Genomic DNA, 24,075 nt, shown 5'->3' on the forward strand with positions numbered 1-24,075 from the left:
CCAGTACTTCCCGCCATGTAGCTCTTTTTGGCACTACATAACAACGACGCCGGTGCGCAGCAAATCGCCTAAAGCCGTGGCGTTTACCGGACGACTGATCAAGTAACCCTGAACCTCGTCGCATCCCTGGCTCCTGAGAAACCCAAGTTGCACCTCATCTTCAACACCTTCAGCCACCACCTTGAGCTCCAGGCTGTGGGCCATGGCAATAATCGCAATGGTAATGGCATCGTCTTCGCTGCAGCGTCCGACACCGCGAATAAATACTTGATCGATCTTCACGTAATCCACGGCAAACCGCTTGAGGTAGCTGAGGGATGAATAACCGGTGCCGAAGTCATCGATCGCCAGCTTCACCCCCAACTCATGGAGCAGCTGGAAGGTCGTGATGACGTGTTCAACATTGTCCAGCAGCTGGCTTTCAGTCAATTCGAGCTCCAGGCAGTGCGGCGCCAGCCCGGTTTCTTCGAGCACCTGACGCACCAGGCTGACCAGCTTGCCCTGGCGCAACTGATGCCCCGAAAGGTTGACCGAAACCCGTATCGCAGCCAGCCCCGCACGTTGCCACTCACAGGCCTGACGACAGGCTTCGCGCAGCACAAACTCGCCGATGGCACCGATCAGGCCGGTCTCTTCAGCCAGGGCAATAAAGTCGCTCGGTGGCACGCTGCCCAACTGGGGATGGTCCCAACGCACCAACGCTTCGGCCGCATGCAGACGTCCCGTACGCAGGCACAGCTTGGGTTGATAGAAAACGTTGAGCTGGCCTTCGGCGATGGCTTTACGCAGTTGGTTTTCCAGCTGAAAACGCTCAAGGGTACTGTGTTGCAGACTGTGACTAAAAAACTGAAAAGTACCGCCGCCCACGTGCTTGGCTTGCTGCATGGCCTGGCTTGCCTGATTGACCAGGGTCGCAATGTCTCGGGCGCTGTCGGGCAACAGGCTGATCCCCATCGACGCACTGATCACCAGTTCATGGCCATCAATCAGCAACGGGCGGCTGAGTTTGCTCAACAAGCGGGTGGCCACCCGCGCCAGGCTGGTCAGGCTGGCATAGGTATCGAACAGGACAGCAAACTCATCGCCCGACAGGCGCGCAATGGTGTCGGCCTCGGGCAAGGCCTTGGTGAGGCGCTCTGCCACTTGCTGCAGCACCTGGTCTGCCAGTTCATGCCCAAGACTGTCGTTGAGCAGCTTGAAACGGTCGAGATCGATGTGCAGCAGCGCCAGGTTGCGCGAGCCTTGACGCACCCGCTGGCTGGCCTCCTCCAGACGCTCCTTGAATAAAAGGCGATTGGCCAGACCGGTGAGCTCATCAAAATGGGTCAGGTGGCGCACCCGCACCTCAGAAATACGGCGCGCTGAAAGGTCGCTGATAAAGGCCACGATATGACTGACACTCCCGGCCCCGTCGCGCACCACTTTGAGTTGCAGCCACTGAGGATAGAGTTCGCCGTTTTTGCGGGTTTCAACCAACTCCCCTTGCCAGCTGTCATGCAGGCCAAGCAAGGCCTGAATGGCTGGAAAATGACGACAGGCATCGCGGCTGCAGGCCAGCTCATCGACCCGGCGCCCGGTCAGCTCTGCAACCGCATAGCCACTGATATGACTAAACGCCTGATTGACCGCCAGCATTTTGTAAGCCGGGTCGAGAATCACGATACCTTCGCCGGCCGCTTCAAACACGGTTGCGGCCAATCGCCGCTGCTCCACTTCACGCGCCAGTTCGATGTTGAGCTGTTTACTCAGGACGTTGGCTTGCTGCAGGTCTTCAAACACCTTCTGGTGATGCCGACGACGTATGTGTCGGTCCTGATTGATTTTCCAGCCGAGCACACCCACCAGCGCCAGAAAAATACCGGACCCTATGCCAATAACACCACCCAGCGAGCTAAAACCCTGAATCATTGGCAAAATTCTTAATTAGTGGATGAGCCAAAAAGTTTCCCGAGCATACACAAGCAACGCCTGCTACCAAATAGACGAAAACAGCGGCACGAATTCATCCGCACACTCCGTTCACTGCCGGCCCTGCTTTTCATCACAACCGGCAAAGCAATGCCCGACACGGATTGGGGTTTGCCCGGTTTGCCTGCTCCCCCTAGAATGGCCCGATGCGCGATGATCTCTCTCTATTATTAAATTCTCTCAACGATGCCCAACGTCAGGCCGTCACGGCCAGTGTCGGGCGTCAGTTGGTTCTGGCCGGCGCAGGTTCCGGCAAAACCCGTGTGCTGGTGCACCGTATCGCCTGGTTGATCCAGGTCGAAAATGCGTCGCCCCACTCCGTACTGTCGGTGACGTTCACCAACAAGGCCGCTGCCGAGATGCGTCATCGCATCGAACAGTTGATGGGTATCAACCCGGCCGGCATGTGGGTAGGCACCTTCCACGGCCTGGCTCACCGCCTGTTGCGTGCTCACTGGCAAGAAGCCGGGCTGAGCCAGACCTTCCAGATTCTCGACAGCGATGACCAGCAACGCTTGGTCAAACGGGTGATTCGCGAGCTGGGCCTCGATGAACAGCGCTGGCCGGTGCGTCAGGCGCAATGGTTTATCAACGGCCAGAAAGATGAAGGCCTGCGCCCCAAACACATTCAGGCCAGCGGCGATTTGTTCCTGGCCACCATGCGCAACATTTACGAAGCCTATGAAGCCGCGTGCCAGCGCGCCGGTGTGATCGACTTCTCCGAGCTGCTGTTGCGCGCCCTCGATCTGTGGCGCGACAACCCGGGGCTGCTGGCGCATTACCAGAAGCGTTTCCGGCACATTCTGGTGGACGAATTCCAGGACACCAACGCCGTTCAGTACGCCTGGCTCAGACTCCTGGCCCAGGGCGGCGACAGCTTGATGGTGGTGGGCGATGACGACCAGTCGATTTACGGCTGGCGCGGCGCCAAGATTGAAAACATCTATCAGTATTCAACCGACTTCCCGGACGCCGAAACCATTCGTCTGGAACAAAACTATCGCTCCAGTGCCGGCATCCTCAAAGCGGCCAACGCCCTGATTGCCAACAACACCGGGCGCATGGGCAAAGAACTGTGGACCGATGGCGGCGAAGGCGAAGCGATCAATTTGTACGCAGCCTTCAATGAACACGACGAAGCACGGTATGTAGTCGAAACCATCGAAAGCGCCCTGAAAACCGGTCTTTCCCACAGCGATATCGCCATTCTGTACCGCTCCAACGCCCAGTCCCGGGTGCTTGAGGAAGCGTTGCTGCGCGAGCGTATTCCCTACCGTATTTATGGCGGTCAGCGCTTCTTCGAACGCGCCGAAATTAAAAACGCCATGGCCTACATGCGCCTGCTTGAAGGCCGTGGCAATGATGCGGCGCTGGAGCGGGTGATTAACGTCCCGGCTCGCGGCATTGGCGAAAAAACCGTCGAGGCCATTCGTGAGCACGCACGCCACAGCGATGTGTCGATGTGGGAAGCCATGCGCCAGCTCATCGCCAACAAGGCTTTGCCCGGTCGCGCTTCTGGCGCCATCACCGGCTTTATCGAGCTGATCGAAAATCTTTCGGCAAAAGTCATGGAGATGCCGCTGCATCTGATGACCCAGACCGTCATCGAGCAAAGCGGACTGATTGCCTACCACCAGGCGGAGAAAGGCGAAAAAGGCCAGGCCCGGGTAGAAAACCTTGAGGAACTGGTGAGCGCGGCACGCAACTTCGAAAACAATGACGAAGATGAAGAACTGTCGCCATTGGCCGCCTTCCTCGGGCACGCGTCGCTGGAAGCGGGCGACACCCAGGCCGAAGAGCACGAAGACGGCATCCAGCTGATGACGCTGCACAGCGCCAAAGGCCTGGAGTTCCCGTACGTCTTCCTGGTGGGTATGGAAGAAGGTCTGTTCCCGCACAAGATGAGCCTGGAGGAGCCCGGCCGCCTTGAAGAAGAACGTCGTCTGGCCTACGTGGGCATCACCCGGGCGATGCATAACCTGGTGATGACCTACGCCGAAACCCGTCGCCTGTACGGCGCCGAAACCTACAACAAGGTTTCACGTTTCGTGCGTGAGGTGCCGAAAGGACTGATTCAGGAAGTTCGACTTTCCAACAGTGTCAGTCGTCCTTTCGGCGGCGGTCAAAAGCAGAGTGCCAGCAGTCTGTTCGGTGGCTCGGAGATCCCGGAAACCGAGTTCAAACTCGGCCAGTTGGTCAAGCATGCGGTGTTCGGCGAAGGTGTCATCCTCAACTTCGAGGGCGCAGGCGCACAGGCGCGGGTGCAGGTGAACTTCTCCGAGGGCAGCAAGTGGCTGATGATGGGCTACGCCAAACTTGAAGCCGTCTGACAGCTGGCCTACAGCTATTCAGGAATAAGATAGGTTGGCCCTGGACGCTTGCGGGAGCTGAATTGCCAGCGATACAACGAATGCGGTCACCTGATGCACCGCGTTCATGTAATCGCTGGCAAACCAACTCCCACAAGATATTTCCCGCCTTCCTGCTTTGAAAAAATCCAACTCTTACATCCAAACAGGCAAAAGCCCGAAACACTTCACCGCTAGCCAGCCATACCTCACCTGTGCAACATGGCGCGCGTGTCATCCACAAATGGGAACCCCTTATGAAACGTTTTCTTAGCATCGCCATGGCGCTGTGCATCGGTTTGACGATGAGTCTCGACGCAAACGCCAAACGCTTCGGCGGCGGCAAGAGCTTTGGTTCGGCCCCTAGCCATCAAACGCGTCAGGCCGCTCCAGCCGCCGCAGCCCCTGCTGCTGCCGGTGCTGCGGGCGCAGCTGCCAAAGCCGGCGGTGCTTCGCGCTGGCTCGGCCCTCTGGCCGGCCTCGCTGCTGGCGGCCTGCTGGCCTCCATGTTCATGGGCGGCGGCTTCCAGGGCATGCAATTCTTCGACATTCTGATCATGGCGGTCATCGCCTTCCTGATCTTCCGCTTTATTGCCGCCCGTCGCCGCAAGCAACAGTCTGAAATGATGGCCCCGGCAGGCCACGCGCCAATGCAACGCGAAGCGTTCGATGCCAAGCCTGCAGCCTCGATCTTCGGTGGCGGCTCGGCTGCACCTGCAGCACGTCCGGTGATCAACGCTCCGGCCTGGTTCAACGAACAGAACTTCCTGGAAGCTGCGCGCAACCATTTCCAATCCCTGCAACAGCACTGGGATGCCAACGAAATGGACAAGATTGCCGAGTTCGTAACCCCACAAATGCTCGACTTCCTCAAGCGTGAACGTGCGGATCTGGGTGACGGCTTCCAGTCGACCTACATCGACAACCTGACCGTTCAACTGGACGGCCTGGATGATCGTGCTGACAAAACCATCGCGACCCTGACCTTCAGCGGTCTGTCGAAGTCTTCGCGCTTTGACCAGGGCGAAGCGTTCAGCGAAAGCTGGAACATGGAACGTCAGCAAGGTGATAACCAGCCTTGGCTGGTTGCCGGTATTCGCCAGAACGGCTAATCCATCAGGCATTGCACGCTGTAACCAAAACCCCGGACTTGTCCGGGGTTTTGCATTTCACGATTGCACTTATAACGAGCTACTGTATAAAGCGCGTCATATAAACCGCGCCATAGAGCATGAGGATTGAGGTCGTGGAAGAGATCATCGAACAACTACGTGAACAAAATGAGCCAGTGCCAGTGCCCCTGGAACTGCCAGATGAAGACCAATTGGTGGAAATCGAAGAACAACTGTTCATCGATATCCCGTTCGTATTCAGAGAGTTTTTGCTGACTGTCAGTGACGTGGTGTATGGCAGCCTGGAGCCGGTCACCGTAACCGATCCTCAGTCCCACACCTATCTGCCTGATGTAGCCGCGACCGCTTGGGATGCCGGTGTAGATCGCAGCCTGATCCCGATTTGTCAGGACGGTGACGACTACTACTGCGTTGAGGAAGACGGCACCGTGGTGCTGTGGTCCGGCGAAGAAGAACTGGTTACCGAAGAGACGTGGGAATCCGTCTGGCACTGGGCGCGGGACGTCTGGCTGGAAAGCTGATAGCTGTCCGCCCCGGGTTATTTTGCAGGAGCAGGCTTGCTCGCGAAGGCATCCGCACTGAATTCAGTGCGTCGCCAGCACCGCGAGGCAAGCTCGCTCCTGCAGAGACCGACTGTCTAGTGCCCCCCCTCCTTGTGATTATCCAGAGTTTCCAGCAGCGCCACCTGCATGCGCGTATGAATCCGGATAAACCAGCGCCACAATACTGCTGCAACCCCCGCCGCCACTACCGCAATCACCATCAGCAATTCATTGGTCGGCAAGATGCTCGCCGACAGTGCTGACAGCAGCAGAAAAATCACCAGCAACGATAAAATCGGGATCACTTCAGAGATCACCCGACGCAGGCGCTGGGTGTGCCGCCCGGCCATTTCAGGCTTGACGCCCATCTCCGCCAGCAACATCGACAGCGCTTTAAGCTTGCGATAGGCCGCGATCAAAAACGGCAGCGAGAGCAATAAGGCCGCCCCCCAGATCATGCCTTTTTGCCAGCTTGGCTCCAGGATCCAGCCCTGTAGATAGCGCCCGATTCGCGGAGCGAAATATCCGCCAGCAAAGAAAATGGCAATGACCAAAGCCAGATTCACCCCCACCTGAAGCAGTATTTTCCGGATCATGGCCGCCAGTAACGCACCCTCTCCCTGTGGCTGAATACTGCGCAGCCATTCGCCATACAGCCCAAAAACCCGGGACAGGCGATTCGGCATGACCTGCGCCAGCTTGTGCGAGAGCGGATCTGCGGCGCGAATCAGGTAAGGCGTCATCAGGGTAGTGAGCACCGACACAGCGACCGCTACGGGGTACAAGAAGCTGCTGGTGACCTGCAATGTCATCCCCAGCGCCGCGATGATGAAAGAGAATTCCCCAATCTGCGACAGCCCCATCCCGACCCGCAATGACGTCCGTCCGTCGTTACCTGCGATAAACGCGCCCAAGCCGCAAGAAAGCATCTTGCCCAGTACCACCGCGATGGTAATCACCACGATCGGCAGTGCGTATTCCAAAAGAATCGCCGGGTCGAGCATCAGCCCTATGGCGACGAAAAAGATGGCGCTGAACAAATCACGCACGGGTTCGATCAAGCGCTCGATTTTTAGCAACTGACGAGATTCGGCCATGATCGCGCCGATCAGGAAGGCCCCGAGTACCATGCTGTATTCCAGCTTGACCACCAGCAGGCAGAAGCCAAAACACAGCCCGAGCACAGTGATCAGCAACATCTCATTACTTTCAAACCTGGCGACATAGGCCAGCACTCGCGGCACCAACAAAATCCCGATGACCAGGGCCACGATCATAAACAACGACAGTTTGCCTACGGTCGAAAACACCTCTTCGGGGCTGACGCTGCCGCTGACCGCAATACTGGAAAGCAGCGCGATAATCCCGATACCTAAAATATCCTCAACGATCAGTACGCCAAAAATAAGCTGCGCGAAGCGCTCATTTTTCATCTTCAGGTCGTTAAGCGCCTTAACGATGATGGTGGTCGAGGAAATGGCCAGAATGGCCCCCAGAAACAGCGAGTCCATGGTGCTCCAGTCAAACCAGCGACCAATTTCGTAACCGATCCAGATCATCAGCGTTATTTCCATAAACGCTGCGATAAAAGCCGTGGCCCCCACCTTGAACAGTTTGCGCAGGCTAAATTCCAGCCCCAGACAAAACATCAAAAAAATCACGCCCAGTTCGGCCAGGATCCGGATCGTCTCTTCGTCGTGGATCAAACCAAATGGCGGGGTGTGCGGCCCGATAATAAAACCTGCAACGATGTACCCCAGAACTACGGGCTGCTTGAAGCGGTGGAAAAGGATGGTCACCACGCCTGCAACCAGCATGATGACTGCCAAATCCTGAATAAAACTGATGGCATGCATGGCTTGACGCTCCTTGTTTAATTATCACCAGGCAACAAGACGACAGACGCAGCTACTTAAGCTGTGCAAATCACCGTTTTAAATGTAGGAATTTCCCGATTGACGGGTTTTTGCAGGTTAACACTGCGACTTCGAGCTGAAAGGCAGTGCAATATATGGAAACAGATGGACATAAGCGTGACGGCAGCCAAAACCGTAGCGTCCCGTTATTTACTGTTTCAAAAATCGACAAGTATCCACAGAGATACCCATTTCACTGCTGCAACACTACCGCGAGCCTGCTGCTATGGAACCCGGAAACGCCCAACTGTCGATGACGGTCCTGATGACCCCGGATATGGCCAACTTTTCTGGCAATGTTCACGGCGGAACCCTGCTCAAGTACCTCGATGAAGTCGCTTACGCGTGCGCCAGCCGCTATGCGGGTCGTTATGTAGTCACCCTGTCGGTGGATCAGGTGATTTTTCGCGAGCCGATCCACGTCGGCGAGTTGGTCACCTTCCTCGCATCGGTCAACTACACCGGCAACACCTCGATGGAAGTCGGGATCAAGGTGGTCACCGAAAATATCCGTGAACGCTCAGTGCGCCATACCAACAGCTGTTTCTTCACCATGGTAGCCGTGGACGACGACCGCAAACCCGCGGCCGTACCGCCTTTGCAACCGGTGAACAGCGAAGACAGGCGCCGTTTTATCCAGGGCAAGCAACGTCGCCAGATCCGTCAGGAGCTGGAACAGCGCTACAGAGAGTTGAAACACGAAGGGGTATAACGCGCTACAGACGCTGTGGGGGCTGGCTTGCCAGCTCCCACAAATTATCTGTGATGTGCCTACAGATTGATCGGCACAGCTTCAAACCGCACGCGCGGATGGGCTATGCGGTCCTGGGCCCTGACCAGTTGCAGCTCATAGCTGGTGCACGCCTGGGTTTCGAGCAACACCTCATGCACTGCCGCTGCCGTGAACTCGAACGCAGCCACCAGGCTGTCGCCCAGCAGCACTCGCGCCAGGAACAATCCGGACGTCAGGTCGCCAACCCCCACAGGCTGACGCGGGAAGGCCAGCAACGGGCGGCGCAAGTGCCAGTTACCCTCAGCGGTCACCAGCAGCATCTCGAAACTCTCTGCCGGCTTGCCGGGATATGACAAGTGCTTGACCAGCACGGCCTTCGGGCCGCGTGCCAGCAAACTGCGCGCCATCGCCAGACAGTCGAGCAGTGATTGCGGATGACGACCGCAGAAGCTGTCGAGCTCCAACTGGTTCGGACATAAAAAATCCGCCATCGCGGCAGCTTCTTCGAGCAGGAAGCTACTGACTTCCTCGGGCACGATGCAGCCCTTTTCAGGGTGCCCCATTACCGGGTCGCAGAGGTACAGCGCATTCGGGTTAACCGCTTTAATGCGCGCCACACCACTGAGGATCGCCCTCCCTTGCGCGGCACTGCCCAGATAGCCGGACAGGACCGCATCGCAATTGCCCAACTCACCGATTGCGGCAATACCCTCGACCAGTGCAGGAATTTGTTCAGGAGCCAGCACTTCCCCCGTCCACTGACCATACTGGGTGTGATTGGAGAACTGCACCGTGTTCAAAGGCCATACGTTCACCCCGACGCGCTGCATGGGAAATACAGCAGCGCTGTTGCCGGCATGGCCGAAAACCACGTGGGATTGGATGGCGAGTAAATGAGGTGTACGTTTCATGCCGGATTCCAGACTACGGGTGGATTCAAGCCACGCAGTATGCGGCTAAATGCAGCCTGTACGACAGGCTGAAGACGCAGTTAAGCTGAACCTAATCTGTTGGAGCGCACTTAATGCTGACCCTTGGAAATATGTTTGTGCTGATGCTGCTGGCAACTGGCGCTGCCTGGCTGTGGCACAACCACGGCCTGCGCGAACGGGCGCTGGAGCGGGTCAAACAACACTGCAAAAACCTTGATATCGATTTACTGGATGAGAACGTCGCGCTTAAAAAAATCGGTCTGGTAGCCGATGCCAACGGCCGCAAGCGCCTGGCGCGCGTGTATAACTTTGAATTCACGGTAACCGGCGAGCAACGCCACACCGGGACCATCACGCAATTCGGTGCCCATAGCGCAAAAATCGAACTGCCGCCCTACCCTTTCAAAACTGAACCTGAACCGAGCGAAATCCCCAGCGCCCAGGTGATTGAACTCAGCCAATGGCGCCAGGACCACAGCAAGACCCGTCACTGACCCCGGATGGCTGACGAAGCGCCCGCAAGAGCTGCCGAAAACTGCTCCTGCGGTTAGCCAATACCTTCAAGACATCGCAGGCAAAATGCCTGTGGATAACTTTTCAAGAAACCGCCCTGAACCCCCGAAATAGACGCTTGATCCGGATTTTAGCCGGGAATAATTCATGTTCGCGCCGAAGATTGTAGGACAACTTTACCAGCACAAAATGTGCCCGAAACGCCCTGTTATCGACCCAAGCAGGCAACCATGCCTGGGCAAAAGACTACTCGATGCAGTTTTTCAGCCCGTACAGCAATGAATTCACGTCCTGTGGCTGATCGAAAATGAGTTCAATGCGTGAATCCTTGCGCCACTCACTCGGTTTCCAGTCTGCAACACAGTTATCCACAGAATTTGTTGAAAACCAGCCCGTAGAGCCATGGATAACCAGTTTGGCGCGACGCCAATCCAGACTTTCCAGCCACTGCTGCAACCGCCCCAGATCAAATTGCCGGGACGGATGCCAGCACCACCCCGCACTCCACCCTTCAGGGTCAAGCCGGGTCATTACAACCGGGGTATCGGGACTGGAAAACACCCTGCCAATTTGATTAATATCCTTATAAATCAACGAGTTATCCACAGCATGAATAACATTCATATTGGCTGCAGGCAGCGTATTTAAAGGGATTCGGCCATGTTCGGTCCATACAATCGGGCACTTTGGCAGGTCATATGCAATTCGCTCACGTTGCTCGTTTTGCACACTATTAGATTTATTCATGACCACTAAACCGGCGATTTCCAGGGCCGTTTTCTGGGTTTGAGGCAGGGGTTTTCCCTGGGCCAGTGCTTGTGCATCCAGCACCATGACACAGGGCTGCAACGCCAAAACCCCCAGCCACGGAGCCTCGCTGAGTTGCTTGATGATTTGGGCCGGATGCCCCAGACCGGAAGGCTCAATAAACAATCGATCGGGACGAGCCTTGCGTAAAAGACGGCTCAAACCGATCTGAAACGGCGCGCCATTGACGCAACACACGCAGCCACCCGCCACTTCGGCAATGGCGACAGCACCGTCCTGCTGGCTCATTAAAGCCGCGTCCAGGCCAATTTGACCGAACTCATTGACCAGTACAGCCCAGCGTTCGTGTTCAGGCTTTTGCGTCATCAGGTGCTGGAGCAGACTGGTTTTGCCGGCCCCCAGGGGACCGGCAATCAGGTGGGTGGGAATGTTGTGCAACATTTTTGCCGGCTTCTGTATTGATCGAAGTAAACAATATGCCTCAGGCCAGCCAATCGAGGGTCAAAATCAGCCGCCGCTCTCCCGGAGCCAATGCCGGCGAACGATGGATCAGGCCAGCCCCCTCATTGCCCTGCCATTTTTCGCCCTTGAGCAATGCCACCTCGCCGGTATTTATTTGCTCAATTAACCAACAGTCCAGTGGTTCGGTCTGGGGTTGTCCTAGCTGACAGCGCTCCATCACGCCCTCCTTCAACCACTGGCTGCCTATCCCCGCGTAAGTGGTAATAAGTCGTACAGGCACGTGATCCACATGAAATCTTGGGCACATCGCTTTATCCAGAGCCCTCAGACGCAGCCCAATGCGTTTTGCGCCCAACAAACAGGCATAGGCACTGACGAGCCAGGAAATGTCGGCAATAAAGCTCTCATAGCCCTCCAGATCGTTAAACCTTGAAGCAAGGCCGCTGAGGTTCGGCCGGGCCTTTTCATCGGCCATTTCAAGCACCAATGCGTCCGCCAGAGGCTCATCCAGCGAAAGTAACAAAGCTGAAAAATCGGTGATCTGGACCGGCAACTGACGCTGCCAAATGGTCATATTGACGTCATCCTGAAGAATTTTCGCCATCACATCCGGGCTTGTTCCCCGCACGTCACCGACCGCCGGGCGGGCAATTTGAGCGAGCGTTTGCATCATCCGGCCACCTCTCCGTGCCATTGCCCAAACGGATCGTTCAGCTGCTTCCACACCTCGACCCCCAAGCTCATTTCTGCATCCGAGAGCAAACAGGCATCGAGTTCCGCCGTCAGCAGCAAAAAGTCTATGTGCTGACCGATAAACACCAGCTCCTGACGGCAGTCTGCAGTGTCCGGCAACCACTTTTGCAGGATTTCAGCCCTGGTTTGTGCATCTTCTGGCCATTGATCGCGGGGCACGAAACGCCACCAGCGTCCGGCGAATCCATAGCGCATCAGGCCCCCGGCCTGGGACCAGCTGCCTGCTTCCTGGTACTTGCTGGCCAGCCAGAAAAAGCCCTTTGAACGCAGCAGTTTGCCGTTGGTCCAGGGCCGATCAATAAAATTAAAAAAACGCTCGGGGTGAAACGGCCGGCGCGCGCGATAAGCCGTGGAAGCGATGCCGTATTCCGCAGTTTCCGGCACATGCGCGCCGCGTAACTCTTGTAACCAGCCCGGTGCCTGGGCTGCCCGCTCGAAGTCAAAACGGCCGGTATTGAGGATTTTTTTCAGAGGGACTTCACCCATCACCATCGGAATTATTTCGGCCTGGGCATTCAGGCGCTCAAGAATGGCGATTAATTCCAGGCGGTCGGCGCTACTGATGAGATCACTTTTGCTGATCAAGATAACGTCTGCGAACTCAATTTGTTCTATTAGCAGATCGGTTATTGAGCGTTCATCGTCTTCACCCAGGGTCTCTCCACGGGATGCCAGGCTCTCCGAGTCCTGGTAATCCTGCAAAAAATTCAGGCCATCGACCACAGTGACCATGGTGTCCAGGCGAGCGATATCGGCCAGGCTTTGGCCTGAATCGTCGCGAAAAGTGAAAGTTTCTGCCACCGGCAGGGGTTCCGAAATACCGGTTGATTCGATCAATAAATAATCAAACCGCCCCTCTTTGGCTAACTTGCTGACTTCTTCAAGAAGGTCTTCACGCAGGGTGCAACAGATGCAGCCATTGCTCATTTCGACCAGTTTTTCTTCGGCCCGATTGAGGCTCACATCGCGCTGAACCTCACCACCATCAATATTGATTTCGCTCATGTCATTGACGATGACGGCCACGCGCAAGTTGTCGCGATTGCGCAAAATGTAATTGAGCAGGGTACTTTTTCCTGCTCCGAGAAATCCGGACAGCACAGTCACCGGCAAACGTTTTGACATGGGAGTTCCTCACCAGGGTTAGCAGGTCAAAGCGCCCGCTTTAAGGCCGACCGTTTCCGATCGTCGATAATGATACATTATAACAATACAAAGCATTAGAATTGTTATCTTGTAACGTTTCGCCATTCACTCGATGGAAGCCCTAATGAACGCCCTGACCCTTCCGGACATCGCCTCGCAAAACGCCCGACAATCTCTACCCCTCGAATGGGTCGGCATGTGCGGGATCGCATTGCCCGTGCTGATTAACGCTCAGCGACACACCGCAACAGCCGATGCAGGCGTTAGCCTGGATGATGGAGAAGCTCGCGGGATCCACATGTCGCGCCTTTATCTCGCGCTAGAAGTTCTAGAGTCGCAGGAGCTGAACCCTCTACTTTTGAAAATAATTTTGCAGCGATTTCTCGACAGTCACGATGATTTATCGATCTGTGCCTACCTGAGAATTCACACCCAATTGCTGCTAAAGCGGCCGGCACTGGTCAGCCCTTTAAGCGGCTGGAAGAGTTACCCGGTGAGCATCGATGCATCTCTGAAAAACGGAATGTTCCACGTGGAACTAAAAATTGAGGTGACCTATTCATCCACCTGCCCGTGCTCGGCGGCATTGGCCCGGCAGTTAATTCAGCAACAATTCGTCAGTGACTTTGCCAACCAGCCGCTGCATCACGCCGATGTATTAACCTGGCTTGGCAGTTCACAAGGCATAGTCGCAACACCCCATAGCCAAAGAAGTACCGCTTGCCTGCAGCTCAACCTGAGCTCCGAGCTACAGTCTTTGCCGATCGAAATGATCATTGATGAGGCAGAACGAGCGCTGGGGACTGCGGTACAAACTGCGGTGAAGCGTGCAGATGAACAAGCCTTCGCTCTGGCCAATGGGCAGAATTTAATGTTTTGTGAAGATGCCGCGCGGCGCTTGAATGTGGCACTGAAGACAGCTCCCGGGGTGAAAGGCTTCATGCTGAAAGTGGTTCACGCCGAAAGTCTGCACAGCCATGATGCTGTCGCTGAAAGCCGCTGGAACTGGAGAGTCTGATGATCCGCAAAAATCCGTCCGGCGATTTACCGCAAATTGCAGAGTCCGCATACGTCGACAGAACCGCCATCATCTGCGGCAAGGTGGTGATTGGCGAGAACGTATTCGTCGGGCCATATGCCGTTATCCGCGCCGACGAAGTCGACAATGACGGCGGTATGCAGCCCATCAGCATTGGCGCCAATTCCAATATTCAGGATGGCGTAGTCATACATTCAAAGTCCGGGGCGGCAGTGACCATTGGTGAATACACTTCGATTGCCCACCGCTCCATCGTCCACGGGCCATGCCGTGTTGGCGACCGGGTGTTCATCGGTTTCAACAGTGTGCTGTTCAATTGCGAGCTGGGGGATGGTTGCGTGGTCCGGCATAACTCGGTCGTCGATGGCCGCGACCTGCCGGATAATTTTTATGTGCCGTCAACGACACGTATCGGACCCAACACTGACCTGAGCCAGTTTTCTCCCGTCAGTGTCAGTGCCTCGGAGTTTTCAGAGGATGTAGCGCGCACCAACGTAGATCTGGTGCGCGGCTATAAAGCGCTGCAAAACGAATTTTAATCAGCCCGTGGTTTGACTGTTCCACAGTTCTGTCCGAGCCAGACCGCGCGGGTATCCATGCTGCCTTTTTGCTGGATGCCCGTCGCGTTGAAGGTGCCATTGACCTGGGTAGTGAATTCACGATCGCTGACGAAAGTTGCTATACCGGCACCCTGGGCTTTTGGGCAACTAAAGCGGAACTTCCATTTATTTCCACTACGCTCAGTGATCTGCTGATTACATCCTGACTTGGGATCGGTCAGTGGAATCTCATCCGATTTAACCTGATCGGGCGTGAGACAAACCCGAACCCCCTTGCCTCCCATGGTCAGTCCCTGATTCTCCAATTGGGCTTTTTGTTCCGGGGTCAGCATGTTCTGTAATTGGCCTAGCATTACCTGCAAGTCAGGCAGTTGCTGACCATCTACCTGCATGTTGCTGGAGGTAAGTTCCCACAGACCCGGTTGCAGCATCTGGGCCTGTGCAGCTACGGGGATCGACAAACCACAGGCCATAAATAACCCAAGCAGACGAACATTCATCAAGAAACTCCTACGGAATTGTCCGCATTAGACGTCAAAAACTGAAGGGCGTTGCACGCGCAACTAAATAGGGACATTCATAACAGAACATGGTCTGTTAGTAGTTACAACGTCGGACATTGAGGAGCAAGGATACGCATGGATTATCTAGGCCCACACGTTTTCGGATACCTGATTTTATTAATCCACAGCCTGGGCTTGATTGCCGCAGTGCATGCCGTACTGACTGTGAGAACGGCGCAGGGCTCGATTGCCTGGGCCATGTCATTATTCTTCATCCCCTACTTCACACTTATTCCCTATCTGATATTTGGCCGCAGTACGTTCGACGATTACATTCGCGCCCGACGCGAAGCCAATCAGGAAATGCGTGAAGCCATCACCGATCTCAACTGGCGCCCCTGGGTTGAGGAAGCACTGGCAGCCCGCAGTTCCAAAGCTTATACCTCGTTGCGGGCCATGCCCAAGTTGGGCCGCATGCCCTGCCTGGCGAACAACAGCGTGCGTTTGCTGATAAATGGCACCGCCACGTTCGAGGCGATTTTCAAGGCCATACGCGAGGCGAAACAGGTCGTACTGGTTCAGTTTTTTATTGTCCATGACGACGACATCGGCATGAAGTTGCACGCTCTGCTGTTGGAAAAGGCTGCCCAAGGGGTTGCTGTCTATTTGCTCTACGACAGCATTGGTAGCCACTCCTTGCCCAAAAGTTACGGCGAAAGCCTGCGCGCTGGCGGTGTACAAACCTATGCCTTCGCTACCCGTGGCGGATGGATCAGCCGCTTCCAGGTAAACTTCCGCAACCATCGCAAAGTGGTGGTGGTGGATGGTGTGACGGGGTTCGTTGGCGGGCATAACGTCGGCGACGAATACCTGGGGGCCAAACCGCCGTTATCGCCGTGGCGCGATACCCATGTCGAAGTCAGCGGTCCGGTGGTGGCCTGCCTGCAGGAATCATTTGCCGAAGACTGGTTCTGGGCCGCACGCAAATTACCGCCCCTGATCCTGCCGCAGAGTTATCCGGACGGTGGGGTGCTCTGCCAGTTCCTGGCCAGCGGCCCGGCAGATCCTTACGAAACCTGCTCGCTGTTTTTTGTCGAAGCCATTCACGCAGCCAACCAACGGGTGTGGATAACCACGCCCTACTTCGTACCTGATGAAGCGGTGTTCTCGGCATTGCGCCTCGCAGTCCTACGCGGGGTCGATGTCCGCATCCTGATACCGTCACGTCCAGACCACAAAATTGTCTACGCGGCTTCCAGTCTGTATGCCTTTGAAGCAGTGCGCGCAGGCGTGCGGATCTTCCGTTACCAGCCCGGCTTTGTGCATCAAAAAGTGGTGTTGGTAGACAACGAAATCAGCGCCATCGGCAGTGCCAATATGGACAACCGTTCGTTCCGCCTCAATTTTGAAGTCATGCTGCTCACCGTCGACCAAGGGTTCGCCAGCCAGGTGGAGAACATGTTGCTCGATGACTTCGCCCTGGCCCGGGAGATCACCGAAGCCGACATCAAGGCCACCCACCGTCTCCAGCAACTGGCCATGCGCGTTGCCCGGCTGGTTTCCCCCGTACTATAAAAAAGGCCGTGTCGCTTTGCGCGGCACGGCCTTTTCGCCCGGCGAAAACTCTTAGCGATAAATATCCGCACGGGTAGGTGGCAATTCCAGCGAGCCATCCGCACGGGGTTTGGTCGCCAGTATCTGGTCTATGTTGATCCAGCCATGGGCAAAGGCGTAGGCACAGCCCGCAAGATACAGGCGCCAGATACGCAAGATTTGCTCAGGAACCATTTTTGCTGCTACTTCAAGATTGCTCTCCAGGCGCTGACTCCAATGCTCCAGCGTGCGCGCGTAATGCAGGCGCAGGCTTTCAACATCGACCACTTCCAGCCCGGCCTCACTGATCTCGGCAGTCATCATTGACAGGTGCGGCAGCTCGCCATTGGGAAATACGTAGCGCTCGATAAAATCCCCGGCTCCACGGCCGACAGGTCGTCCATCCGTGTGTTTGGCGGTAATCCCGTGGTTCATCACCAGGCCACCTTCACGTACGGCTTTGGACAGAATCTCGCAATACTCTCGCAGGTTGGCATGCCCTACGTGTTCAAACATCCCGACACTGACAATTTTGTCGAACCGGCCATCCTGTGGCAGATCCCGATAATCCAGCAGTTGCAGGTCGACTTTATCTTGCAGGCCTTCGGCGTTGACCCGTTCTCGTGCCAGCTTCAATTGCTCTTTGCTCAGGGTAATGCCAAACACCTTGACCCCGAACTCACGGGCGGCAAATCGCGCCAGACCACCCCAACCACAGCCAACATCGAGCAAGTATTCGCCAGGCTTTAGCCGCAACTTGCGACACAGCAGCCGGAACTTGGCTTGCTGTGCTTCGTCCAGGCTCTCTTCACCGGTTTCGAAATAGCCACAGGAATAGGCCATGTCACGGTCAAGCCACAGCTGGTAGAAGTCGTTGGATAGATCGTAGTGATAGGAAATGGATGCAGCGTCTGTGGCTTTGTCATGGTGAACACGAGATGGCGCCGTGTCTTCTTCCTCGATAAGCGCCTGACTCAATTCATCACACACCCGTATGACTTCACTGATGGACCCCTCCAGTTCGAGTCGTCCTTCAACAAATGCACTCCCCAAAAGATCAAGGCTCGGGTGAGTAAACTCAGCCACCAGAGCCGGATCCTTGACCACAATCGTAACGCTGGGCGTCAGGCCAAAACTGAACTCGTGACCGTCCCAAAGCCTTAGGCGTAATGGAAGCTGAAGTTTCTGTAAGGCCGGTGGAAGTTGCGCGAGCATCTGTAATCCTCCTACATTTCAGACGTAAGATTACAGGGTAGTTGATTAACAGAAACTTTCAGCCCCATGGGCCAGAAGGTTGAAGCTAGAGCGTGCGACGGTTTAGAAACCCCAAGCTCAACCAATCCTTGAACCAGGTCACGGCCTGCAGTGCCGCCCCTTCTTCATGGGTGACATCGAGTGCTGAGCACAGTTGGGCAAAAGACCACCCGCGGTTCATGCCTTGCAAAGCACTGGCCTCTTCAACGCCGAGGCTGCGATATTGACAGACCTGCCCGGCTCGCCAGATCAGACACACTTCCATGGCTTCAATCCGCTCGCTGGGCACAAAAGATTCACCGGCTTTGTACGCCTGCCAGAGCATCAACGTGTTGAACCGGCACTCTACCCACTGCGCACTCGGGACCAGCTCAACCTGTAAGTCGGGCCAGGCACTCGCGGGCAAAGCAGTCATCTCTTCACAGGTTAGAGGCTGCCGGGAGGGTGCATCGAAGGCCAGGGTGAAGGCCCATTCCAGAGTCGCCATTTCAACCAGAGGTGCTGCCTGTTGTTGATCCAGATACCCCGATAAAAACCCGGCGAAACCTGCACCGAACCAGCGCAGGCTGAAATGCGCAGAAGGACACTGCCGGATGTAAGCAACCGCCTATTGCTCGAACTCCGCGTCGCCAACCCAATACACCAGCGCCGGATAGTCGCCCCGCAGGGCTTCAAGCAATCGCCCGCGATAAGCATTGTGATAAATCGCCAGCCCGCCGGATACGTCCAGCGTCGGCCCCCCCTGCAAGCTGGTCACCCATGACGAAGGCGCCTCTACGGCATCACTCAGCAGGTAATTTTCAAACGCCAGTTGCCATTCATTCAGGCGCATAGCGATTTTCGCTCTACAACCTGTTGCCCCAATTGGCGAGCCTTGATCAGCTCGGCCATCAAGGTTTCAAAGGGCGGGTAATGGTCATCGCGCTCAATTAAAGTCGCAACCGGGCCCAGGCGCTCCAGGGTTTTTTGATACAGCGCCCAGACCGGGTCGCTTATGGGCTGATCATGGGTATCGATCACGTAGTCGCCATAATCACTGTGGCCGGCCAGATGCAACTGGCGGATTTTTTCAGCGGGCAAGCTGCTGATAAATTCCCAGGGATCAAAGCCATGGTTGCGCGCGCTGACATACACGTTGTTTACGTCCAGCAATAACTCGCAGCCGCTGAGTTGAGTCAGAGCGTCAAGAAATGCCCACTCGGTAAATTCATCAGCACTCGAACGCACGTAACTGGAGACATTTTCCAGGATCAACGGCCGGCCCAAAAAATCCTGAACCTGGCGTACTCGCCCGGCGATGTAATGCAGACTTTCTTCGGTATAGGGCAAAGGCAGCAAGTCATGGAGCTGATGCGCATTGCCCCGGCTCCAGCACAAATGATCTGAAATCCAGACCGGCTGCACCCGTTCGGCGAGCTTTTTGAGCTGGCGTAAATACTCGAAGTCCAACCCATGGGGGCCGCCGATCGATAGCGATACACCGTGCATGACCACAGGGTATTGCTCGGCAATCGCCTCGAGATAAAACAGCGCTTTGCCACCCTCGACCATATAGTTTTCGGAAATTATTTCGAACCAGTCCACCGCCGGCGACTGTTCAAGTATCGGTTGATAGTACTCACTGCGTAATCCGAGGCCGTAGCCCGGGCGGGGAAAGTTTTTTTGCATCACGGCATTCTCGCTGAAGTACCCGCAGCAACCATCAGTACTGCCGCGGGCACATGGCTGTTGGATTATTTTCCGACCGTGCCACCTGCTTCCATACACGCTGATTGAGTCATGGCCTTGAAGCCCTGGCCTTTGCAGGCACCCTGCCCCTTGCAGGTATTGTCGGCGGTTTTACAATCGTTCATGCCTTTGCACGAGGTCACACCATAGCAATGCACTTGCGCATCGGCGGCTGACACTTGAGTGGCAACACCGGCAAACAGGGAGGCGGCGGCAAGAGCAAGAGCGGCACCCGCCGCTGCGGATTTGATAGTCATTTTTGTATCCTCGATGAGCGTCATGGTACGTCGGGCAAACACAATGTCAGCTGCGACGTACCACTAGAGATCCACCGGGCAAACTTGTTACAGCGGCCACCCGAAATATTTCAACGCTCATCGACCAATGCCTGCAAAGGCTCGTGGAACCTCAACAATCGCCCTGCATTGCCCAATACCAACAACGTACTGAGGTTATGCAACAGCGCGGCAATCATTGCCCCCGCCACGCCCAGCCAACCAAACGCGGCAGCGGCGACGATGGCCAGGGTCCAGCCCAGACCTATGACCACATTGACCTGCAGGGTGTGCCGGCATGCACGGCTCAACCGCACGCACGTGCCCAGGCGCCGTAAATCACTGCCAATCAGCACAATGTCGGATGAGGCCAGAGCGATGTCGGCGCCGCCCGCGCCCATGGCCACACCCACCACACCAGCCTTGAGTGCCAGTGAATCGTTGATGCCATCGCCCACCACCATCGGACGAAAGCCCCGCTCGATTTCACTCAACACCCGGGTCAATTTATCTTCAGGCAAAGCCTGGGCCTGAACCTCGCTGATGCCCACCACCCGGGCCAAATGCTCTGCGACACTCTGACGGTCACCGGTCAGCAACACCTGGCGCCCGAGCCCCAGCTCACGCAACTCGCTCAAGGCTTGCCGGGCCTCAGGCTTGACGCTGTCGGCGAGCAACAACCAGCCCAGAAATTCCCCGCCCAGGGACAGGCCGGCAATGGGTCCGTCGTGCCCGGGTACCGGGGTAGTGACGATGCCCAATTGCTTGAACAACTCGGGGCGCCCCAACGCAGCCTCACCCTGCCCGGTACTGGCGACAACGCCCAACCCCTGGCGCTCACGAACCTCGGTTAGCGCCAGCATCTGCTCGTGACTCACCAACCCGGCCAGCGCCCGGCTTACCGGATGACTGCTGGCCGCGCCCAAACTGGCGGCAAGTTGCAGCAGAGGCTGGTGCCCGGTCAGATCAGATTCAATGGTTTGCAGGCGCAAGGTGCCGTACGTCAGGGTGCCGGTCTTATCCACCACCAGCGACGTGAGGTCGGCCAGCTCTTCAAGAAACGCCGAGCTGCGGATCAATATCCCGTGGCGCGCCGCCACCGCAATCCCGGCAATGGCCGTCGCCGGTGCCGACAACACCAAAGCGCAGGGACACGCCGCGACCAGCACGGCGAGCATCGCTTGTGCATCGTTGGTGATAAACCATGTGACCGCCGCGATCATCAACACCAACACCATGTAGCCACCGGCATACCGCTCCAGCAACCGGGTGATGGGCGGTTTCGAGCGCTCGGCGTTTTGCATCAGAGCGATCACTTTGCCCAGGGTCGATTCATCGCCGGTTCGCGTGACCTCTACCCGTAACAACCCATCCAGGTTGATCGCCCCGCCAAAGATCGGCATCCCCGCGCTCACTTCCAGGGGTACTGACTCACCGGTAATCGAAGCGGTGTCCAGACTGGCCTGGCCCGACAGCACCACGCCATCGGCCGGGACCCGGTCACCGGCGCGCACTTCAACCTGATCGCCGTGCTTCAGACTGGCGTTGTCGACTTCCTGCAGACTGCCGTCTGCTTGAAATAAACGCGCCTGACTGCGGGTTAATTTGCCCAGGGCGTGAATCGCTTCCTGGGAGCCGATGACACTGCGCTCTTCGAGTACGTGGCCAAAAATCATGATGATCGGCAGCAATGCCGCAGTCAGCAAATCGCCGGTGGCCCATGCACCGAGCATCGCCAGTGCAATCAGCTGATCGGTGATCCCGTGCAGGCTCGGATAGCGCAGGCTGTACCACGCCGAACGCATGACCGGCACCGCGACCAGCAGCGATGCAAACCCCAGCAGCAACTGACTGGTACCGACTTGCAGTGGCATGAACCAGCGCCAGACCAGGCCCAGCCCCAACAGACCCAGCGCCAGCATGGCCAGAGTGAGCTGGCGAGCGTGAAAGAACGCAGATCGAGGGTCGGCGCGCTGCTGCCCCCAAGGCGATGGTCGAGGATCAGCAATTTTGCGTTGTTCAGGCCCGTGCTCAACTGGCCCAGGTACTGCTCCAGGACAAAGGCGTATCCAGCACGGGCATAGGCTTTTTGTTCAGCATCAAAACGCAGGTCGGCAGTCTGTGCCGTGGCATTCACTTCATGGGCGCTGGCATGGGCCTGATCCAGAGCGGCGCTGGCAAGCATTTGCGCAACGTTGCTTTGCTCACTGGCCGCCCCGCGTTCGCGGGCAATCAGGGCCTGCGCACTGATTTGCGCGGCCTGTACCCCGTGATAAGCGTTGGCGGCACCGGCAGGCGGATGGATGGCCTCAACCACGGTGGCGAGAATTTCCACCCCGCTGTCGAGGGTATCCAGATCCTTTTGCACTGCACGCCCGATGTCGGCGGCCAGTGCGATGCGTTGCTCGCCAAGCACGCCGTCCAGGGTGCGCGAGGCAAAGTCATGCACCAGAATTCGGCTGGCAGTACTGCGGATCAAGGTCGGCACATCGTCGCTGTGATAGGTGGCGGCAATCGCCGCCTGGTCGCTCAAACCAATGCGGTACACGAAACGCACGTCCATGTTGACGATCTGAAAGCCCTGTTTATCGTGGTTGTCGCTGGCAATGACCTGGGACTTGTCATTGACATGGGTGGCATCCCACAACCGGTTGGCCGTGACCGGCGGCGCCCCGTCTGCGGGAGTCAGTACTGGCTCGCCAGCCGATTCGGTAGCGGTGGCCAGTTCATGCACGACGCCGTTTTCCACCGCCAGCACCCGGCCCAGCGGCCAGGGCAAACCGGCGTGCAGGCCCGGTGCCAATACGGCCACCGGCTTGCCAAAGCGCTCATAGATCCCACGCCCCTGCAGGGGGATTTCATTCACGCCACTCAGCACCCAACCGACGACAACCACCAGGGCCAATACCGGTAAGAATGCTTTGCGCATGTAGGTGAACGCCCAGATCTGGCGCAGATCGATGCCAAACCGGTTGTGCAATTCATGCTGCAGGGCCAGCAATGGTTGCGGCGGCCAGCGCAGCATGCCGGCGATAAAACTTTGCGCAATCATGCGCGGCTCAAGCTTGTCACGCCGCGGACTGAACAATGCCGCCACTGCCCGCAACATCAGTTCAATCGCAACCGCCGCAGGCAACAGGCCGATCAATACCGCGAATCGCGCCGGCCACAGGGCCTCGGCGCTGCTGAACAGCAAACACAGCGCACTGAGCAAAAAGGTGATGATCGGTACCCGCACCAGCGGCGCCAAAGACCGGGCCTCAGGCCATTGTGCGGGTTTTTGTTGTGCCAGGTAGCGTTCCAGCACCAACAGGGCAAATGCCAATAGCACCGCACAACCTGCCGCGATACTGCCCCAAGTACCCAGGGCAACACCCGGCAATCCAAGGTTCCAGGTGTGTTGCACACTCCACCATGCCAACCCGCCGAGGCCTGCCAGCCACAGCGCAGGCGCACCGATATTGACTATCAAGCGGTACGACTCGCGGCTCAGGCCCTGGCAAAAGCGCTCGTAGGCACTCAACTCTTCGTCGGGTTGAGCCTCAATGGCCTCGGGTGGTACGGGGTGTAATGCGCTATTGCGCCAACTGGCGACCCAGAACGCGGATTGCGCACCTGCCGCCAGAACCAGCAACGCCGCCGCATTGTTGTTGAGCAATACCGGCCATAAAGACTCTGACGAAAACAGGCTGATAAAAAAAGCCACTGCCCACGCCATCAATGCCAAAGCCGCCAGTACGACCCCTAATTGAAAAAGCTGACGAGCCTGAGCAGAGGCACTTTGAAAACGAGACAAAGACTCAAGACCGCCCTCCTCGGCATCTAAATCGACACGCATGGAAGCTCCATATTTTGAAATATCTAGTTACGATAAAACAAAATCAGTGAAACTTCTGTCGGCCGGAGGCG

General features: G+C 56.7%; 19 protein-coding genes and 2 pseudogenes. 8 read left to right on the plus strand and 13 right to left on the minus strand.

Features of this window, described 5'->3' with window-relative positions:
- Positions 1-33: 33 nt before the first annotated feature.
- Positions 34-1,908 (minus strand): bifunctional diguanylate cyclase/phosphodiesterase, encoded by a 1,875-nt coding sequence (locus FEZ21_RS03280; RefSeq protein ID WP_003438089.1) that lies wholly within the window; start codon positions 1,906-1,908, stop codon positions 34-36.
- A gap of 206 nt (positions 1,909-2,114) precedes the next feature.
- On the opposite strand from FEZ21_RS03280, the gene uvrD reads away from it, so the two are divergent.
- The 3 genes from uvrD (at position 2,115) to FEZ21_RS03295 (ending at position 5,970) form a co-directional block, all read left to right on the plus strand.
- Positions 2,115-4,298 (plus strand): DNA helicase II, encoded by a 2,184-nt coding sequence (gene uvrD / locus FEZ21_RS03285; RefSeq protein WP_003438087.1) that lies wholly within the window; start codon positions 2,115-2,117, stop codon positions 4,296-4,298.
- Between the two features lie 275 nt (positions 4,299-4,573).
- On the plus strand, positions 4,574-5,428 hold the full coding sequence (locus FEZ21_RS03290; RefSeq protein ID WP_003438085.1) for a Tim44 domain-containing protein: 855 nt from the start codon (positions 4,574-4,576) through the stop codon (positions 5,426-5,428).
- A gap of 134 nt (positions 5,429-5,562) precedes the next feature.
- A complete protein-coding gene (locus FEZ21_RS03295; protein ID WP_003438083.1) occupies positions 5,563-5,970 on the plus strand; it encodes an SMI1/KNR4 family protein in 408 nt (135 codons plus the stop codon).
- A gap of 116 nt (positions 5,971-6,086) precedes the next feature.
- On the opposite strand, the gene FEZ21_RS03300 is transcribed toward FEZ21_RS03295, so the two are convergent.
- Positions 6,087-7,847: a cation:proton antiporter gene (locus tag FEZ21_RS03300; protein WP_160626442.1), complete on the minus strand. Its 1,761-nt coding sequence runs from the start codon at positions 7,845-7,847 to the stop codon at positions 6,087-6,089.
- Positions 7,848-8,133: 286 nt separating this feature from the next.
- On the opposite strand from FEZ21_RS03300, the gene FEZ21_RS03305 reads away from it, so the two are divergent.
- Complete coding sequence (locus FEZ21_RS03305) at positions 8,134-8,619, plus strand: acyl-CoA thioesterase (protein WP_003438079.1); 486 nt, start codon at positions 8,134-8,136, stop codon at positions 8,617-8,619.
- A gap of 59 nt (positions 8,620-8,678) precedes the next feature.
- Here the strand turns inward: FEZ21_RS03305 and pdxY are convergent, their stop codons facing one another.
- Positions 8,679-9,551: a pyridoxal kinase PdxY gene (gene pdxY / locus FEZ21_RS03310; RefSeq protein ID WP_003438078.1), complete on the minus strand. Its 873-nt coding sequence runs from the start codon at positions 9,549-9,551 to the stop codon at positions 8,679-8,681.
- A gap of 113 nt (positions 9,552-9,664) precedes the next feature.
- On the opposite strand from pdxY, the gene FEZ21_RS03315 reads away from it, so the two are divergent.
- Complete coding sequence (locus FEZ21_RS03315; protein WP_003438076.1) at positions 9,665-10,066, plus strand: DUF3301 domain-containing protein; 402 nt, start codon at positions 9,665-9,667, stop codon at positions 10,064-10,066.
- A 265-nt stretch (positions 10,067-10,331) separates the two neighbouring features.
- Here the strand turns inward: FEZ21_RS03315 and FEZ21_RS03320 are convergent, their stop codons facing one another.
- From FEZ21_RS03320 to zigA, 3 genes are read right to left on the minus strand one after another with little or no spacing between them, the layout of a single operon-like run.
- A complete protein-coding gene (locus FEZ21_RS03320) occupies positions 10,332-11,294 on the minus strand; it encodes a GTP-binding protein (protein WP_010657062.1) in 963 nt (320 codons plus the stop codon).
- Between the two features lie 40 nt (positions 11,295-11,334).
- Complete coding sequence (locus FEZ21_RS03325) at positions 11,335-11,988, minus strand: DUF1826 domain-containing protein (RefSeq protein WP_127196933.1); 654 nt, start codon at positions 11,986-11,988, stop codon at positions 11,335-11,337.
- Entirely contained in the window at positions 11,985-13,193 is a 1,209-nt protein-coding gene (gene zigA, locus FEZ21_RS03330) for a zinc metallochaperone GTPase ZigA (protein ID WP_160626444.1), read from the minus strand. The genes FEZ21_RS03325 and zigA overlap by 4 nt, the downstream gene beginning before the upstream one ends.
- Positions 13,194-13,338: 145 nt before the next feature.
- Between zigA and folE2 the strand changes: the two genes are divergently transcribed.
- Positions 13,339-14,232: a GTP cyclohydrolase FolE2 gene (gene folE2 / locus FEZ21_RS03335; RefSeq protein WP_010657061.1), complete on the plus strand. Its 894-nt coding sequence runs from the start codon at positions 13,339-13,341 to the stop codon at positions 14,230-14,232.
- On the plus strand, positions 14,232-14,792 hold the full coding sequence (locus FEZ21_RS03340; protein WP_160626446.1) for a DapH/DapD/GlmU-related protein: 561 nt from the start codon (positions 14,232-14,234) through the stop codon (positions 14,790-14,792). Before folE2 ends, FEZ21_RS03340 begins: the two co-directional genes overlap by 1 nt.
- On the opposite strand, the gene FEZ21_RS03345 is transcribed toward FEZ21_RS03340, so the two are convergent.
- On the minus strand, positions 14,789-15,313 hold the full coding sequence (locus FEZ21_RS03345; RefSeq protein ID WP_003438065.1) for a DUF3617 domain-containing protein: 525 nt from the start codon (positions 15,311-15,313) through the stop codon (positions 14,789-14,791). The two genes, FEZ21_RS03340 and FEZ21_RS03345, sit on opposite strands and share 4 nt — an antisense overlap.
- 138 nt (positions 15,314-15,451) lie before the next feature.
- Here FEZ21_RS03345 and cls point away from each other — a divergent pair, with 138 nt between their 5' ends.
- The gene (gene cls / locus FEZ21_RS03350) at positions 15,452-16,891 is read left to right on the plus strand and encodes a cardiolipin synthase (RefSeq protein WP_127196936.1); all 1,440 of its coding nucleotides are present in this window, start codon (positions 15,452-15,454) and stop codon (positions 16,889-16,891) included.
- 51 nt (positions 16,892-16,942) lie between these two features.
- Here cls and cfaB read toward each other — a convergent pair whose 3' ends face one another.
- From cfaB to hflK, 6 genes and pseudogenes are all read right to left on the minus strand, one after another.
- Entirely contained in the window at positions 16,943-18,124 is a 1,182-nt protein-coding gene (cfaB, locus tag FEZ21_RS03355) for a C17 cyclopropane fatty acid synthase CfaB (RefSeq protein ID WP_003438061.1), read from the minus strand.
- Positions 18,125-18,209: 85 nt separating this feature from the next.
- Positions 18,210-18,995, minus strand: a pseudogene (locus tag FEZ21_RS03360) (DNA-binding domain-containing protein).
- Positions 18,986-19,831, minus strand: a complete 846-nt coding sequence (locus FEZ21_RS03365) for a DUF692 domain-containing protein (protein ID WP_160626523.1) — start codon at positions 19,829-19,831, stop codon at positions 18,986-18,988. Before FEZ21_RS03365 ends, FEZ21_RS03360 begins: the two are co-directional and overlap by 10 nt.
- Positions 19,832-19,896: 65 nt before the next feature.
- Positions 19,897-20,148, minus strand: a complete 252-nt coding sequence (locus FEZ21_RS03370) for a hypothetical protein (protein ID WP_160626448.1) — start codon at positions 20,146-20,148, stop codon at positions 19,897-19,899.
- Positions 20,149-20,258: 110 nt separating this feature from the next.
- Positions 20,259-22,088, minus strand: a complete 1,830-nt coding sequence (locus tag FEZ21_RS03375) for a cation-translocating P-type ATPase (RefSeq protein WP_165439554.1) — start codon at positions 22,086-22,088, stop codon at positions 20,259-20,261.
- A 17-nt stretch (positions 22,089-22,105) separates the two neighbouring features.
- A pseudogene (gene hflK, locus FEZ21_RS03380) lies at positions 22,106-24,004 on the minus strand (protease modulator HflK); the annotation flags it as partial.
- Between the last annotated feature and the right edge of the window lie 71 nt (positions 24,005-24,075).

Origin of the sequence: Pseudomonas sp. 9.1(2019), from assembly GCF_009910445.1 — a bacterium.
GTDB lineage: Bacteria > Pseudomonadota > Gammaproteobacteria > Pseudomonadales > Pseudomonadaceae > Aquipseudomonas > Aquipseudomonas paraversuta.